The 15,452-nt window shown below is 68.4% G+C and carries 16 protein-coding genes; 1 reads left to right on the top strand and 15 read right to left on the bottom strand.

The genetic code is table 11. From position 1 onward, the window contains the following. Positions 1–14: 14 nt before the first annotated feature. The 10 genes from tatC to OG302_RS33330 all read right to left on the bottom strand — a co-directional run bounded on the left by tatC (position 15) and on the right by OG302_RS33330 (position 8,327). On the bottom strand, positions 15–977 hold the full coding sequence (tatC, locus tag OG302_RS33375; protein ID WP_371530167.1) for a twin-arginine translocase subunit TatC: 963 nt from the start codon (positions 975–977) through the stop codon (positions 15–17). 47 nt (positions 978–1,024) lie between these two features. Next, positions 1,025–1,318 carry a Sec-independent protein translocase subunit TatA gene (gene tatA / locus OG302_RS33370; RefSeq protein WP_361834211.1) on the bottom strand — a complete coding sequence of 98 codons (294 nt, stop codon included), beginning with the start codon at positions 1,316–1,318 and terminating at the stop codon, positions 1,025–1,027. Positions 1,319–1,567: 249 nt separating this feature from the next. Beyond that, positions 1,568–1,765 (bottom strand): hypothetical protein, encoded by a 198-nt coding sequence (locus OG302_RS33365; protein ID WP_361834209.1) that lies wholly within the window; start codon positions 1,763–1,765, stop codon positions 1,568–1,570. Positions 1,766–1,774: 9 nt separating this feature from the next. Continuing rightward, complete coding sequence (locus OG302_RS33360) at positions 1,775–2,008, bottom strand: hypothetical protein (protein WP_361834207.1); 234 nt, start codon at positions 2,006–2,008, stop codon at positions 1,775–1,777. Between the two features lie 29 nt (positions 2,009–2,037). Then, positions 2,038–3,039, bottom strand: a complete 1,002-nt coding sequence (locus OG302_RS33355; protein WP_371530166.1) for a helix-turn-helix transcriptional regulator — start codon at positions 3,037–3,039, stop codon at positions 2,038–2,040. Between the two features lie 15 nt (positions 3,040–3,054). Further along, a complete protein-coding gene (locus OG302_RS33350) occupies positions 3,055–4,008 on the bottom strand; it encodes a helix-turn-helix transcriptional regulator (protein WP_371530165.1) in 954 nt (317 codons plus the stop codon). A gap of 138 nt (positions 4,009–4,146) precedes the next feature. Then, positions 4,147–4,521, bottom strand: coding sequence for an FKBP-type peptidyl-prolyl cis-trans isomerase (locus OG302_RS33345; protein WP_361834201.1), 375 nt, complete (start codon positions 4,519–4,521; stop codon positions 4,147–4,149). A 43-nt stretch (positions 4,522–4,564) separates the two neighbouring features. Then, entirely contained in the window at positions 4,565–5,566 is a 1,002-nt protein-coding gene (locus OG302_RS33340) for an FKBP-type peptidyl-prolyl cis-trans isomerase (protein WP_371750311.1), read from the bottom strand. 130 nt (positions 5,567–5,696) lie between these two features. Beyond that, positions 5,697–7,058, bottom strand: coding sequence for a Pup--protein ligase (gene pafA, locus OG302_RS33335; RefSeq protein ID WP_135334215.1), 1,362 nt, complete (start codon positions 7,056–7,058; stop codon positions 5,697–5,699). Between the two features lie 9 nt (positions 7,059–7,067). After that, the gene (locus OG302_RS33330) at positions 7,068–8,327 is read right to left on the bottom strand and encodes an MFS transporter (protein WP_371530164.1); all 1,260 of its coding nucleotides are present in this window, start codon (positions 8,325–8,327) and stop codon (positions 7,068–7,070) included. Between the two features lie 130 nt (positions 8,328–8,457). On the opposite strand from OG302_RS33330, the gene OG302_RS33325 reads away from it, so the two are divergent. After that, positions 8,458–9,483 (top strand): LacI family DNA-binding transcriptional regulator, encoded by a 1,026-nt coding sequence (locus tag OG302_RS33325; RefSeq protein WP_371530163.1) that lies wholly within the window; start codon positions 8,458–8,460, stop codon positions 9,481–9,483. 69 nt (positions 9,484–9,552) lie between these two features. Here the strand turns inward: OG302_RS33325 and prcA are convergent, their stop codons facing one another. The 5 genes from prcA to arc form a co-directional block, all read right to left on the bottom strand. Continuing rightward, on the bottom strand, positions 9,553–10,347 hold the full coding sequence (gene prcA, locus OG302_RS33320; protein WP_371530162.1) for a proteasome subunit alpha: 795 nt from the start codon (positions 10,345–10,347) through the stop codon (positions 9,553–9,555). Between the two features lie 53 nt (positions 10,348–10,400). Beyond that, complete coding sequence (prcB, locus tag OG302_RS33315; protein ID WP_371530161.1) at positions 10,401–11,246, bottom strand: proteasome subunit beta; 846 nt, start codon at positions 11,244–11,246, stop codon at positions 10,401–10,403. A gap of 234 nt (positions 11,247–11,480) precedes the next feature. After that, entirely contained in the window at positions 11,481–11,699 is a 219-nt protein-coding gene (locus OG302_RS33310; protein WP_249590985.1) for a ubiquitin-like protein Pup, read from the bottom strand. Positions 11,700–11,823: 124 nt separating this feature from the next. Next, a complete protein-coding gene (dop, locus tag OG302_RS33305) occupies positions 11,824–13,335 on the bottom strand; it encodes a depupylase/deamidase Dop (RefSeq protein ID WP_371530160.1) in 1,512 nt (503 codons plus the stop codon). 213 nt (positions 13,336–13,548) lie between these two features. Continuing rightward, positions 13,549–15,315 carry a proteasome ATPase gene (gene arc, locus OG302_RS33300; RefSeq protein ID WP_371530159.1) on the bottom strand — a complete coding sequence of 589 codons (1,767 nt, stop codon included), beginning with the start codon at positions 15,313–15,315 and terminating at the stop codon, positions 13,549–13,551. Positions 15,316–15,452 lie beyond the last annotated feature (137 nt).

The raw sequence follows: 15,452 nt of genomic DNA, 5'->3' as shown, positions 1-15,452 counted from the left end.
AGGACCCTACAAGGTCAGGTCACGTCGTCGAAACCGTTGACCCGGTCCCGGGTCGCGCCGTCGCCGCCGGCCTGCTCGGGGAGCGCCCTGTTCGCGGATACGGGCTCGATCGCGCCGACGTCCTCGGGGGTCAGGTCGAGGTCGGAGGCCTCGTCGTCATCGGGTCCCGCGGCCTCGACCTTCGCCTTGCGGCGGTCGTTGAGGAGTGAGAAGGCGGTGGCCGCGAAGTAGAGCACCCAGATCGGCCCGGCGAGCATGATCATGGTGAGCGGGTCGGTGCTGGGCGTCGCCACGGCCGCGAAGACCGTGATGCCCATGATCATGCCGCGCCACCAGCCGAGCATCCGCTTGCCGGTGAGCACCCCGGTGAGGTTCAGGAGCACCAGCAGGAGCGGCATCTCGAAGGAGAGACCGAAGACGATCACCATGCGGGTGACGAGGTCGATCAGTTCGTCGAGCGGCAGCTGGTTGTCCACCCCGCCCGGGGAGAACTCGAGCAGCACGCGCGCCATCGTCGGCAGCGTCTTGTACGCGAAGAAGCCGCCGCCCAGGAAGAGCGGGAAGCCGGCGGCGACGAAGCCGTAGGCGTACTTCTTCTCGCTCTTGTGCAGGCCCGGGGCCACGAAGGCCCACAGCTGGTAGAGCCAGACCGGGGACGCGAGCACCACTCCGGCCATGAGGGAGATCTTCAGGGCGAGTGTGAACGGCGTGAGCAGACCGTTCAGGACGATGCGTGCGCAGGTCTCCTCGCCGCCCTTCTCCGCCAGCTCGGCGAAGCTGGACTCGCACCCTACGGAGCTCAGGATCGGGTTCGTGAAGAACTCGATGATGTCCTTGTAGAAGAAGGCGGCGACGATCGCGACGACGATGATGGCCAGCACGGCTTTGGCCAGTCGGTTGCGCAGCTCACGCAGGTGCTCCGCAAGAGGCATCCGCCCCTCGGGATCCTGTTCCTTCTTGCGGGCAGACTTGAGCAACCCACGTCCTCATCTCGTGCGGCAGGCCGGCCGTCGCCGGCCTTGGATCAGCGCTTCGTCGTGCTGTCGGTGGGCTCGGTGACCGGACGCGAGCTGGTCACGTCGCCGGGCGCGGCCTGGATGGTGCGCGGCTGAGCGGTGGCGGTTGAGTCGGTGGGCGGGTCGGCCGGGGCGGCCTCGTCCTTCTTCCCGTCCGACTTCATCGCCTTGGCCTCGCTCTTGAGGATGCGCGCGGACTTGCCGAGCGACCGGGCCATGTCGGGAAGCTTCTTCGCGCCGAACAGCAGAACGATGACGACGAGAATGAGAATGATCTCGGGGGCGCCGATCTTTCCGAACATAGGTCTTTACCTTCTCACCGAGGCGGCAGGGGCGGGGCTGCCGGACAGGCCGGACTTGCTGTCCGGCCACCGTGCTGGCAGCGATCGTAACGCTCAGGGGTGAACGCAGGGCAATCCCTGTGCGTACTCCCAGTTGCGGCCCGCGCCTCGCACTCCGGGCCACTTGAGCAGCGTACCTTCCGGACAAGGGAAGTTGACAGGCCGCGGCGTCGATGTGCGCCTCAGTGGCATCTGCGGGATTCGCAGGACCTAAAGGACATCTCGACCAGCACGGGCCACGCCCGTCGCCGCCGCCTCGAGATCCTCGGCCGCGCGATTGATGCGCTGTGTGGTCTGCGTCACTTGCGTGCTGAGGCGCTGCGCCTCGATGAAGACCCGAATCGCCAGTACGCCGAGCACCGCGAGGCCACAGAACCCCGCGGCGATCGCCAGCATCGCCCAGAACATGCGCCGAGCCTAGACGGTCGAGTGCAGACGCAGTGTCCGCACCCCGCCGCCGGTGAGCAGTTCGACGATGCGCTCGCCCGCGGGCTTGCGCACCGCGGTCCCGCATTCGGGACAGGTGAACGAGTAGAAGGTGGTGCGGGCCGAGGCGCCGATGGCCAATCGCAGGGCCCCCGCGGAGAGTTCGAAGCGGGCGCGGCAGTCGGGGCACGCGGCCTTGAAGAGCACAGGGGCGATTCTCGACATTCCGGGAATCTCGGACAAGATGCTGGTGTTCAACGCCCTTGCTCCTGCCTGTCGTACGACCCGTCCGGCGAGCCGCCCGGGTGTCGGTCATAAGCGGCGAGCGCCTCGCGTGCCGCCAGCCGTGCACTGTCCGCGAGATCCGCCGGGGAGACGATGTGCCCGTCCCCGCCGAGCCGCAGCGCGAGCCTGCGCAGCGAGGTGGGGTCCGGCGTCCGCAGGGTGATCCGCAGACCGCCGTCGGGGAGCTCCTCGGCGCTGTCATGGGGGTAGTACTCGGCGACCCAGCGGCCGCCGGGCCCGACCTCGATGACCACCTCGGGGTCCTCCGCCGCGGGCTGTACGAGCCCCTCGGAGAGATCGCGCAGTTCGACCTCCGGCGGCGACGACGGCTCGTCCATGATCCTGATCTCGGCGACCCGGTCGAGGCGGAAGGTGCGGCGCGCCTCGGAGAGGTAGCACCACGCCTCCATGTACGTGTGCCCGACGGCGAAGAGCCGGATCGGGTCGACCTCGCGCTCGGTGAGCTCGTCGCGCGCGGGCGAGTAGTAGCGCAGCCAGAGCCGGCGCCGCTCGGAGATGGCACGGTCGACGTCGGCGAAGACACCGCCCTCGGACTCGAAGGTCACCGAGAGCCGCGCGCTGGCGCCCGCGTTCTCGCCGGCCGCCGTCTCCAGCTTGGCGGTGGCGCGCACCAGCGCCTGCCGGTCGCTCTCGCGCAGCCCCGGCAGCGTGGAGACCGCGCGGGCGGCCACCAGGAGCGCGGTGGCCTCGTCGGCGGCGAGCCGCAGGGGGGCCGCCACGTCGTCCGGGTTGTGCCACCAGATGCGGTCGCCGTCGGTGTCGATGTCCAGGAGGTCGCCGCCGCGGAAGCTGGTACCGCACAGCGGCAGCACGTCGAGGTCGGAGATCAGTTCGTCCTCGGTGATCCCGAAGGCGCGGGCGACGTCGCTGACGTGGGCGCCGGGGCGCTCACGCAGATAGGTCACCAGGGAGAGCATCCGCCGGGTCTGGTCGATGGCGTTCGAGGCCATGGTCTGTACGTCCCCTCAGCCCTTGGCCACGGCACGCAGCCGGTCCACCACGTCGGCCCGCAGTTCCGCGGGCTCCAGGACCACCACGTCGGGCCCGAACTCCACCAGCCAGGCGTCGAGCCCGTGACCGTACGGAATCTCCAACTCGTCCCACCCCTCGCCCACTTCACGTATGTGGGCGGCCTTGGCGCGCAGCGGATAGCCCGCGCCGGTGCGCAGTCTGATCAGGGCGGAGCGGTCGGCGCTCTCCCCCGCCCAGCTCGCGACGGTCTCGCGCACCGTGACCACATCGGGGATCTCGGCGGTGAACTTGCCGGCGCGGGCGCGGACCTTCCCGGTGATGCGGGAGAGCCGGAAGACGCGCTCGGCGCCGCGGTCACGGTCCCAGCCCGCGAGGTACCAGTGGCCGCGCCAGCATTCGAGCGCCCACGGCTCGATGTGGCGGGGCTCGGGGCGGGCCGCGGTGGCTTTGCGGTAGTCGAAGATCACCGGGCGGCGGTCGCGGCAGGCGAGCATCAGCGGCTCGAAGGACGCCTCGTGCACGGGGATGCGCGGCTCCAGGGCGCTGTGCGCCTCGTACGGGTCCACGTCCTCGGGCAGTCCGGCGGCGCGCAGCTTCTGCAGGGCGCCGCTGGCGGCTCCGGCGAGGCGGGCCTGCTGCCAGACCTTGGCGGCGAGGCCGAGCGCGGCGGCTTCCTCGGCGTCGATGGTGATGGGTGGGAGGCGGTTGCTGTCGCGGCGCGCGAGGTAGCCGACCTCGCCGTCGAGGTTCTCCACCGTCTCGATGACCAGGCCGAGTTCGCGCAGATCGTCCTTGTCGCGCTCGAACATCCGGTTGAAGGAGTCGTCCGACCCCGCCTCCAGGTAGGCCTCGATGGACTCGCGCAGCTCGCGCTTGCTGAGCGGCCGTCGTGTCCCGAGCAGACACAGCGCCAGGTTCATCAGCCGCTCGGCCTTGGCAATCGCCATCGACGCCCTTTCTCAACAGTGCTTCCGACCGCCGACCGTACCGCCCCGGGGTGTCCGGGCAAAAGCCGAGGGCCCATGCCGGGACAGGCATGGACCCTCGGTGGGCAGGTCCGGTCGGACCCTGGCCCCGGACGTCGCTCAGACGGCGATGAGGTCGCAGACGAAGATCAGCGTCTCGCCGGGCTTGATGGCGCCGCCACCGGCACCGCGCTCGCCGTACGCGAGGTGCGACGGGATGGTCAGCTTGCGGCGGCCGCCGACCTTCATGCCCTGGACACCCTGGTCCCAGCCCGCGATGACCTGACCGGCACCCAGCTGGAACGCGAGCGGGTTGCCGCGGTTCCAGGACGCGTCGAACTCTTCACCGCTGGAGAAGGAGACACCCACGTAGTGAACCTGGACGGTGTCGCCCGCCTTGGCCTCCGGGCCGTCGCCCTCCCAGATGTCCACGATCTCGAGGTCGGTCGGGACCGGGCCGTCGGGGAAGTCGATCTCGGGCTTCTCGATGCTCACGTCAATGCTCCTGCTTTGATACGAATGGCCTGCCGGGACAGTGTTACATCTTCGCGAGGATGTCCACGGTGAAGACCAGCGTGGAGTCCTTCTTGATGGGGCTGCCCTGCGGCGGCTTGTCACCGTACCCAAGCTTCGGCGGGACGACGACCAGGACGCGGCTGCCGACCTTCTTGCCGGTCAGGCCCTGCGCCCAGCCCTTGACGACCTGCGCGAGCTGGAACGAGGCGAGCTCGTTCCTCTTGTACGAGGAGTCGAACTCCTTGCCGTCGGCCCACAGCACGCCCTTGTACTGGCACAGGAGGCTGTCGGTCTCCTTGATCTCTTCCCCGTCGCCCTCGAGGATGTAGTTCGCGACGAGCTTCTTCGGGGCGTCCTTCTTGGGGACGTCGATCGAGGGGGCCTTGCCGTCCGTGTTCGTGCCGACCTTGGGAAGGTCGATGTTGGACTGCGCGACCTCCTTGCCCTTGGCCGAGCTCTTGGCGCTGAAGGTGCCCACCAGGTCGACGACGAAGACCAGCGTGTCGTCGCCCTTGATGCCCGCCTGCTTGTTGCCCTCCGTGCCGTAACCCATCTTCGGCGGGATGGCGAGCTGCACGCGGCTGTCGAGCTTCTTGCCCACGAGGGCCTGGTCCCAGCCGGGGATGACCTGACCGACACCGATCGGGAAGACCGTGGGGTTGCCGCGGTCGTACGAGTTGTCGAAGACCTTGGCCGTGGCCCAGATCTGGCCGAGGTAGTTGGCCTGGAGGTAGTCGCCCTTCTTCACCTCGTCGCCCTTGCCCTCGACCAGGGTCTTGACCGCGAGGTCGGATGACGGCTTGCCGGGCCCCTTCGCGACGGTCGGCTTCTGACCGAACTTCGTCCCCTTCGTGATCTCGGGCAGGGGCCCGTCCACGATCTTGGCCGTCGGCGCGGCCGAGGAGGAGTTCGCGGGGGACGGGGTGTCGCTGGACTTGGCCTTGTCGGCCTTCTTGTCGTCACCACACCCGGCCAGTGTGAGCAGGCCGGCCGGAACAGCAAGCAGAAGTGAGCGTCGGCGCACGGTGGGGGCCTCGTATCGGTCGATCTTGTCGGTTGGCGTGCGCGCAACTCTACGCATGGAGAAGGGCGCCGTACGAGGAACGTACGGCGCCCCGCGTTGCGTTCCCGCAACGCACCTCCTGTATCGGGGGTTACATGCCGGCGATCAGTTTCTCCACCCGGTCGTCCACCGACCGGAAGGGGTCCTTGCACAACACCGTGCGCTGTGCCTGGTCGTTGAGCTTCAGGTGCACCCAGTCGACCGTGAAGTCGCGGCGCTGCTCCTGGGCCCTGCGGATGAAGTCCCCGCGCAGCCGCGCGCGGGTGGTCTGCGGCGGCACCGACTTGCCTTCGAAGATCTTCAAGTCGTTGCAGATGCGGGCGGCTTGACCCTTCCTCTCCAGGAGGTAGTACAGCCCACGACGGCGGTGGATGTCGTGATACGCGAGGTCTATCTGCGCGACCCGGGGGTGCGACATGGTCATGTTGTTCTTCGCTCGGTACCGCTCGATGAGCTTGTACTTCATGACCCAGTCGATCTCGGTGCCGATGCGGTCGAGGTCCTCGGCCTCGATCGCGTCGAGCGTGCGGCCCCACAGTTCGAGGACCTGCTCGACGGTGCCGGTGCGGATGCCGCGGCGCTCCACGAAGTCCACGGCCTTCTCGTAGTACTCGCGCTGCACTTCGAGGGCGGAGGCCTCGCGGCCACTGGCCAGACGCACCTTGCGGCGGCCCGTGATGTCGTGGCTGACCTCGCGGATCGCCCGGATCGGGTTCTCCAGGGTCAGGTCCCGCATCACCGTGCCCGCTTCGATCATGCGCAGGACGAGGTCGGTGGCGCCGACCTTCAGGAGCATGGTCGTCTCGGACATGTTCGAGTCACCGACGATGACGTGCAGCCTGCGGTAGCGCTCGGCGTCCGCGTGCGGTTCGTCGCGGGTGTTGATGATCGGCCGGGAGCGGGTGGTCGCGGAGGAGACCCCTTCCCAGATGTGCTCGGCACGCTGACTGACGCAGTACACGGCGCCGCGTGGAGTCTGCAGCACCTTGCCCGCGCCGCACAGCAGCTGTCGCGTGACGAGGAAGGGAATGAGGATGTCCGCGAGCCGCGAGAACTCCCCGTGCCGGGCCACCAGATAGTTCTCGTGGCACCCGTAGGAGTTTCCCGCCGAGTCGGTGTTGTTCTTGAAGAGATAGACGTCGCCCGCGATTCCCTCCTCGTGCAGGCGGCGTTCGGCGTCGACGAGCAGGCCTTCCAGAATGCGCTCGCCCGCCTTGTCGTGCGTGACCAGCTCGGTCACGTTGTCACATTCCGGTGTTGCGTATTCCGGATGTGACCCGACGTCAAGATAGAGGCGGGCGCCGTTCCGCAGAAAGACGTTGCTGCTGCGGCCCCATGAGACAACACGGCGGAAGAGGTAGCGCGCCACCTCGTCAGGCGACAGACGGCGCTGTCCCCTAAACGTGCACGTGACGCCGTACTCATTCTCCAGCCCGAAAATGCGGCGGTCCATGACTGAACATTACGCCTGATGCCCTGCCCTGAAACCGGGTTCGACGGCACCGTTTCGATCATTTTCCGATGAACCCGCAACGACCGCCGATTCAGCGGGGAGTACGAGCGCCCGCGCTGTGGCCAGCAGAACAAGCAGCGCGGCGACGCCCGCGGCCCCGGGAACGGCGAAGCCCCACCGGGTCCCGCCCCACTCGACGACCGGCCCCGCGGCGGCCGTGCCGAGCGACGCGCCGACGGTGAACGTGGTCACGAGCCAGGAGAACGCCTCGGTGACGGTGCCCCGCGGGGCGTGCCGGTCCACGATGATGAACGCGCACGCGAGCGCGGGGGCGAGGAAGACTCCGGCGACGGCCGCGAGCACCGTCATGGCGACGGCACCGGGCGTCAGCGTCAACGGCCAGTAGCAGAGGGCGAGCAGGGCCACCAGGAAGGTCAGCCGCTTCTCCGGCACCCCGGCCCACTGGCGCGCCCCGTACACGGAACCGCCGACGAGGGCGCCGAGTCCGAGCGCCGCCATCATCCAGCCGTACACCGCGTCGCCCCCGTGTTCGTCGGCGTACGACACCCCGGCGACGGTGATGGAGCCGAGCGCCATGCCGATGAAGAGGAACGCGCCGAGCAGCGCGATGAGGCCGGGTGAGCGCAGCGCGCCGAGCCAGTGCGCCTCGCGGGGTGCCGAGCGCCACGCGCGCGAGGGCTGCGACAGCACCACGGAGAGGGCACCCAGTACGCCGATGGCGTTGACGACGAGCAGTGCGGCCTGCTCCGACCAGAGCGCGACGCAGCCCGTGACGAGCAACGGTCCGACGGTGAACATGACTTCCTGGGCGATGGCGTCCATGGCGTACGCCGTGTGCACCTGCTCCTCCTTGCCCAGGACGTTCGGCCACAGGGCGCGCAGGCCGCCCTCCAGCGGCGGCGTGAAGAGGCCGGCCACGCCCACCGCGACATACGCGAGAGGGAGCGAATCGGGCCCGGTGAAGGCGAAGGCTCCCATGCCGAGGGCGGATACGACCGCCGAGGGGAGCTGGATGCGCGGCTGGCCGTAGAGGTCCACGAGGCGGCCGAGGAGCGGCTGCCCCACCGCGTTGGCCACGCCGTAGACCGCGGCGAGCGCGCCGGCCAGGCTGTAGGTGCCGCCCTCGGCGCGGATGAACAGCACGATGGCGATGGCGGCCGTCGCGTTCGGCAGCCGGCCCACCAGCGTGCCCGCGAGCAGCCGTCCGGCGTATCTCGTCCGGAGGATCTCCGCGTATCCGGCAGCCATGCTTCCCGCCCCTCCCTCTGCGCCGACGCGCCGAGGTTTTACGTATAACGTCAAGCGTCATACGTACCATGAGCGCTCACCGCGGGTCCATCCCGATCGCACCGCGGGACCGACCGGGGAGGAACCAGTGGTGGCCGGGCCACAGCAGGAGGCCGCGGGGCCACGCCCCACCAGCCGTGACGTCGCACGCGCCGCCGGGGTGTCCCAGGCCACCGTCTCCCTCGTGTTCGGCGAGAAGTGGCGCGGCCGGGTCGCCGAGCGGACCGCCGAGCGCGTCCGGGCCGCCGCGCGCGAGCTGGGCTACCGCCCGAATCTCGCCGCCCGCAACCTGCGCCTGGGCCGCACCAGGACGGCGCTCCTCGTCGTCCCCGCCCTCACGAACGAGTTCTTCGCCCGCGTCTACACCGGAGCCGCCCGCGTCGCCGCCGAGAACGGCTTCGCGGTCGTCCTCTACCCCTCCCCCGAGGGCACCGGCCCCGCCCGCGACCCCTTCGGCTCCAGCCGCGCCGCCCTCGACGGCATCCTCGCGTCCTCCATGGCGTCCGACGCGCTCGCCACCATTCAGGGCGACGAACTCCCCCTGGTCATGCTCGACAGCGACCCGGCCGGCAGCCTCGGCGCGGCCACCGTCAACCTCGACATCGGCGACGGAATGCGCCGGGCCGCCGAGCATCTGCTGGCCCTGGGCCACCGCGACTTCCTGCACCTCGCCGCGGACGTCGACTCCTGGACCTTCGACGTGCGCTCCGACGCCCTCGCGGCGGCGCTGAGCGGCACCCACACGGCCGTACGCACCGTCCGGGCACTCCTCACCGTCGAGGATGCCCGCACGGCTGCTGAAGCCGCCCTGTCCGCGCCGGGGCCCCGCCCCACCGCGCTCGTCTGCGACGACGACATCCTCGCCGCCGGCGCCTGCAAGGCGGCCCGCAGACTGGGCCTGCGCGTGCCCGAGGACCTCTCCGTGACCGGCTTCGACGACCTCACCCTGGCGACCGCCGTGGAACCCGAGCTCACCACCGTGCGGCTGCCCGCCGAGCAGTTCGGCGAACGCGGCATGACGTCCCTGCTGGCCGTCCTCGACGGCCGCACGCCCCGGACCGACACCCTCCCCGTCGAGCTGGTGGTCCGCGGCTCGACGGCCCCCGCCGCCCGCTAGCCCTCCGCACACACGTGCGCCCCGCACCCCGGCCGCGGGGCCGGGACACGGGGCGCACGAAGAACCGAACTACTCCTCGGTCGAACCGGAGTCCGAGGTGGAGGCGGAGCCGGATTCGGCATCCGGCTCCTCGTTGTCGGAGGCGGCGTCCGTCGGGGCCGACGCGCCCCCCTCGAGCAGCCGCGCGAGCTGACGCCCGACGATCCGCTTGAACTTCCGCTGCTGCGGCCTCGTACGGTCCAGGACCGCCACCTCGAGCCGCTCCGCGGGGATCTCCCGCTCGCTGCCGTTGGTGTCGCGGGACAGCGACTGCACGGCCAGCTTCAGGGCCTCGGCGAGCGTCATCCCGTCACGGTGACGCTGATCGAGATACGTGCTGATCTGTTCGGCATTGCCGCCGACCGCGACCGAGCCGTGCTCGTCCACGATCGAACCGTCGTGCGGCAGCCGGTAGATCTGATCGCCGTCCGGCGTGGCGCCCACCTCGGCGACGACCAGCTCGACCTCGTACGGCTTCTCCGCGTTGCTCGAGAAGATCGTGCCCAGCGTCTGGGCATAGACGTTCGCGAGCCCGCGGGCCGTCACGTCGTCGCGGTCGTACGTGTATCCACGGAGATCGGCATAGCGCACGCCGCCGATCCGGAGATTCTCGTATTCGTTGTACTTGCCGGCGGCCGCGAAGCCGATCCGGTCATAGATCTCGCTGAACTTGTGCAGCGCACGGGACGGGTTCTCGCCGACGAACACGATGCCATCGGCGAACTGCAGCACAACAAGGCTGCGACCACGGGCGATGCCCTTGCGGGCGTATTCCGCCCGGTCGGCCATGGCCTGCTGGGGTGAGACATAGAACGGCGTCGACACCGGCTATCCGTCCCTTTCTGTCAGTGACTCAGTCAGTGGCGAATACGGATCGATCAGAGCAGCGAGGCCCGAGGGCCGTCGGGCTGCTCCATGCGCCGCTCCAGGATCGAGCGCGCGATCTCGGAGGACTCGTCCTCCGCCAGCCTCCGGAAACCCTCGTCGGAGATCACAGTGACGATCGGATAGATCCGGCGGGCGACATCCGGACCACCCGTCGCCGAGTCGTCGTCCGCCGCGTCGTACAACGCCTGCACGACGAGCGTCGTCGCTTCCTGTTCCGTCAGATCGTTGCGGTAGAGCTTCTTCATCGCACCACGCGCGAACACCGAACCGGAGCCGGTGGCCGCGAAGCCGTGCTCCTCGGAACGGCCGCCCGTCACGTCGTACGAGAAGATGCGTCCCTTCTCGCGGTCCACGTCGTACCCCGCGAAGAGCGGGACGACGGCCAGGCCCTGCATGGCCATGCCCAGATTCGACCGGATCATCGTGGAGAGCCGGTTCGCCTTGCCCTCCAGGGAGAGCGTGGCGCCCTCGACCTTCTCGAAGTGTTCGAGCTCCAGCTGGAAGAGCTTGACCATCTCCACGGCGAGACCGGCGGTGCCGGCGATGCCGACCGCCGAGTACTCGTCGGCCGGGAAGACCTTCTCGATGTCGCGCTGCGCGATCACATTGCCCATGGTCGCCCGCCGGTCACCGGCGAGCACCACACCGCCGGGGAACGTCGTCGCCACGATGGTCGTGCCGTGCGGCGCCTCGATCACACCCTGCATGGGCGGCAACTGCCGGTTGCCCGGCAGGATGTCGGGCTGATGCTCGGACAGAAAGTCCATGAAGGACGAAGAACCAGGCGTCAGGAAGGCAGCCGGCAGACGCCCGGTGCTACGAGTGTTGGCTTCCACGCGTTTCCTTCCAGGTAAGTGACGGCCGGGCGCTGAGCGCCGGGAGCGGATCCCAACTCGCCGGTGGCCGAATTGCAGTTGAAGCGCAGTACGTCTGAAGGGCGGTACGTCAGGGACCCTACCCGCCTGGTGGCGGTGATCCACATGTGCGGTCGAGGTCGTTGAGACCGCCGGTCATGCGTGGCCCGCTGTCGCGCCACGCACTCCCCGCACCGCACACCGCGTCCGCCGTGCTTACTGTCCGCCCTTTTGAACGAAGGACCGCACGAAGTCCTCGGCATTCTCCTCGAGGACGTCGTCGATCTCGTCCAGGACGGAGTCCACGTCGTCGCTCAGCTTCTCCTGGCGTTCCTTGAGGTCCTCGGAGCCCTGCGCTTCCTCTGTCTGCTCCTCGACCTCCTCGGTGGAACGCGTGGCCTTCTGCTGTCCGCCGCCGGTGTCCTTGGTCGCCATCTACCTCACCCCGCTCGTTCGGTTCGATGCACTTGATCAGACCCTATAAGCCAGGTCTGACATCGGTCCCGTAGTTACTAGAACGTCCGGGGACCACCTCGATGATTCCCACACGCCGGACCTTTCAGCCTCCGGAGAGCACCCGTACCAGATCCTCTGCCGTGCGGCAGCGGTCAAGGAGCTCCTTGACGTGGTTCCGCGTGCCGCGCAGTGGCTCCAGTGTGGGCACCCGCTGGAGCGAGTCGCGCCCCGGAAGGTCGAAGATGACCGAATCCCACGAGGCCGCGGCCACGTCGTCGGCGTACTGCTCCAGGCACCGGCCGCGGAAGTACGCGCGGGTGTCCTCAGGAGGCTTGGTCTGGGCGCGCTCGACCTGCGGCTCCTCCAGGAGGCGCTTCATCTTGCCGCGTGCCACCAGACGGTTGTAGAGGCCCTTGTCGGGCCGTACGTCCGCGTACTGGAGGTCGACCAGGTGCAGCCGTGCCGCGTCCCAGTCGAGGCTGTCACGGCGGCGGTAGCCCTCCATGAGTTCCCGCTTGGCGACCCAGTCGAGCTCTCCGGAGAGGCTCATAGGATCGCTCTCCAGGCGGCCCAGGACGTCTTCCCAGCGGGCGAGCACGTCCTTGGTCTGCTCGTCGGCGTCGGAGCCGTACCGCTCCTCGACGTATTTGCGGGCCAGCTCGAAGTACTCCATCTGGAGCTGGACAGCGGTGAGTGTCCGGCCGCTACGGAGCGTGATCAGACGCTTGAGTGTCGGGTCGTGGGACACCTGGTGGAGGGTGCGCACGGGCTGGTCGACGGCGAGATCCACCGCGATGAAGCCGTCCTCGATCATGGCGAGGACCAGGGATGTCGTGCCCAGCTTCAGATACGTCGAGATCTCGGAGAGGTTCGCGTCACCGATGATGACGTGCAGGCGGCGGTACTTCTCGGCGTCGGAGTGCGGCTCGTCGCGCGTGTTGATGATGGGCCGCTTGAGCGTGGTCTCCAGACCGACCTCGACCTCGAAGTAGTCGGCGCGCTGACTGAGCTGGAAGCCGTGCTCATGCCCGTCCTGGCCGATGCCGACGCGTCCCGCGCCGGTGATGACCTGCCGGGAGACGAAGAACGGCGTCAGGTGGCGCACGATGTCCGAGAAGGGGGTCTCCCGCTTCATCAGGTAGTTCTCGTGCGTGCCGTACGAGGCGCCCTTGTTGTCGGTGTTGTTCTTGTAGAGGTGGATCGGCTGGGCCCCGGGCAGCTGTGCGGCCCGCTCGGCCGCCTCCGCCATGATGCGCTCGCCGGCCTTGTCCCACAGGACGGCGTCCCAGGGGTTGGTGACCTCGGGTGAGCTGTATTCGGGGTGCGCGTGGTCCACGTAGAGGCGCGCCCCGTTGGTGAGGATCACGTTGGCGAGGCCGATGTCCTCGTCGGTGAGCTGACTGGAGTCGGCGGTCTCACGGGCGAGGTCGAAGCCCCGCGCGTCCCGCAGGGGGTTCTCCTCCTCGAAGTCCCAGCGGGCGCGTCGCGCCCGGTGCATCGCCGCGGCGTAGGCGTTGACGATCTGGGACGAGGTGAGCATGGCATTGGCGTTCGGGTGGCCAGGGACGGAGATGCCGTACTCCGTCTCGATGCCCATTACTCGCCGTACGGTCATGCGGCCCTCCTTGCCCGGCGGCGCTCCCATTCGGGCGCGGCGCTCAAGTACCGCTGGTTCTCCGGTGCGTGTGCGGTGCCCGTCCCCGCACTGCGCGACTCGGCGGTACCGAAGAGCCTAGAGCGCCTTTGCGCTGGTGGGGAGATCATTGCCTTCATTGAAAAACAGACAGCTGCGGGTACCCACGAAGGACACCCGCAGCCGCCCTGCTTTCTACAGGTACTGACCGGTGTTGGCCACCGTGTCGATGGAGCGTCCGGTGTCCGCGCCCTGCTTTCCGGTGACGAGCGTACGGATGTACACGATCCGTTCGCCCTTCTTGCCGGAGATGCGGGCCCAGTCGTCCGGGTTGGTGGTGTTGGGCAGGTCCTCGTTCTCCTTGAACTCGTCGATGCAAGCCTGCAGGAGGTGGGCGACCCTGATGCCCTTCTGGTTGGCGTCGAGGAAGGCCTTGATGGCCATCTTCTTGGCGCGTCCGACGATGTTCTCGATCATGGCGCCGGAGTTGAAGTCCTTGAAGTACAGGACTTCCTTGTCGCCGTTGGCGTACGTCACCTCGAGGAAGCGGTTCTCCTCGGACTCCGCGTACATCTGCTCCACGACGGACTGGATCATGCCGTCCACGGTGGTGCGCCGGTCGGCGCTGTGTTCGGCGAGGTCGTCCGCGTGCAGCGGGAGCCGCTCGGTGAGGTACTTGGCGAAGATGTCCTTCGCCGCCTGGGCGTCCGGGCGCTCGATCTTGATCTTCACGTCGAGTCGTCCGGGCCGCAGGATCGCGGGGTCGATCATGTCCTCACGGTTGGAGGCACCGATGACGATGACGTTCTCCAGGCCTTCCACGCCGTCGATCTCGGCGAGCAGCTGGGGGACGATGGTGTTCTCCACGTCCGAGCTGACTCCGGATCCGCGGGTGCGGAAGAGGGATTCCATCTCGTCGAAGAAGACGATGACAGGGGTGCCCTCGCTCGCCTTCTCCCTCGCACGCTGGAAGACCAGGCGGATGTGACGCTCGGTCTCGCCGACGTACTTGTTGAGGAGTTCGGGTCCCTTGATGTTGAGGAAGTAGCTCTTCCCCGATGCCTGTCCGGTCACCTCCGCGACCTTCTTGGCAAGGGAGTTGGCGACGGCCTTCGCGATCAGCGTCTTGCCGCAGCCGGGGGGCCCGTACAGCAGGACGCCCTTGGGCGGCCGCAGTTCGTGCTCCCTGAAGAGGTCCGGGTAGAGGTAGGGCAGCTCGACCGCGTCGCGGATCAGCTCGATCTGGTTGCCCAGACCGCCGATCTGCTCGTAGCCGATGTCCGGGACCTCTTCCAGGACGAGCTCTTCGACCTCGCTCTTGGGAACCACTTCGTAGACGTAGCCGGAGCGCGGTTCGAGCAGGAGTGCGTCGCCGGGGCGGATCGTGACGTCGAGGAGTGGTTCGGCGAGCCGCACCACCCTTTCTTCGTCGGTGTGCCCGACCACCAGGGCGCGCTCGCCGTCCTCGAGGATCTCCTTGAGGGTGACGATGTCTCCCACGCTCTCGTACTCCATGGCCTCGACCACGTTGAGCGCTTCGTTGAGCATTACTTCCTGGCCGCGCCTGAGCTCTTCGAGCTCCACGCTCGGGCTGACGTTCACCCGGAGCTTGCGGCCCCCGGTGAAGATGTCCGCCGTGCCGTCCTCGTTCGCCACGAGGAAGACTCCGAAGCCGGCCGGCGGCTGCGCGAGCCGGTCGACTTCCTCCTTGAGGGCCACGATCTGGTCGCGGGCCTCACGGAGCGTGTTGGCGAGCCGCTCGTTCTGTGCGGACACGCCGGCCAGGTTTGTCTGCAGCTCGACGATCCGCTCTTCGAGAATCCTCGTATGACGCGGAGAGTCGGCGAGCTTGCGTCGCAGGACGGCGATTTCCTGCTCGAGATAGGCAACCTGACCGGCGGGGTCCTCAGACCCTCGCCCCGGCCGGATGCCGCGGTTGATGTCGTCGTCGTGGGCTGCCACGGTCCTCACCTCCTCCAAGGGGAGCTGGACGCTTCCAGACCCTACCTGGGTGGGTGTCGATTGAAACCCCTAGATCACAAAGACGGTAGAGGTGTGTCCGATCTTCACCCTTGCGCTCTCCCTCACGTCAGGTCATT

It is taken from the genome of Streptomyces sp. NBC_01283, from assembly GCF_041435335.1.
Classification (GTDB): Bacteria; Actinomycetota; Actinomycetes; order Streptomycetales; family Streptomycetaceae; genus Streptomyces.
This window is presented reverse-complemented; position numbering and strand designations above follow the sequence as displayed.

What these genes read in the sequence shown, in the direction of transcription:
- tatA (WP_361834211.1), bottom strand. Translation starts at nt 1,318, where the DNA reads ATGTTCGGAAAGATCGGCGCCCCCGAGATCATTCTCATTCTCGTCGTC.
- OG302_RS33365 (WP_361834209.1), bottom strand. Translation starts at nt 1,765, where the DNA reads ATGTTCTGGGCGATGCTGGCGATCGCCGCGGGGTTCTGTGGCCTCGCG.
- OG302_RS33360 (WP_361834207.1), bottom strand. Translation starts at nt 2,008, where the DNA reads ATGTCGAGAATCGCCCCTGTGCTCTTCAAGGCCGCGTGCCCCGACTGC.
- OG302_RS33355 (WP_371530166.1), bottom strand. Translation starts at nt 3,039, where the DNA reads ATGGCCTCGAACGCCATCGACCAGACCCGGCGGATGCTCTCCCTGGTG.
- OG302_RS33350 (WP_371530165.1), bottom strand. Translation starts at nt 4,008, where the DNA reads ATGGCGATTGCCAAGGCCGAGCGGCTGATGAACCTGGCGCTGTGTCTG.
- pafA (WP_135334215.1), bottom strand. Translation starts at nt 7,058, where the DNA reads ATGGACCGCCGCATTTTCGGGCTGGAGAATGAGTACGGCGTCACGTGC.
- OG302_RS33330 (WP_371530164.1), bottom strand. Translation starts at nt 8,327, where the DNA reads ATGGCTGCCGGATACGCGGAGATCCTCCGGACGAGATACGCCGGACGG.
- OG302_RS33310 (WP_249590985.1), bottom strand. Translation starts at nt 11,699, where the DNA reads ATGGCGACCAAGGACACCGGCGGCGGACAGCAGAAGGCCACGCGTTCC.
- dop (WP_371530160.1), bottom strand. Translation starts at nt 13,335, where the DNA reads ATGACCGTACGGCGAGTAATGGGCATCGAGACGGAGTACGGCATCTCC.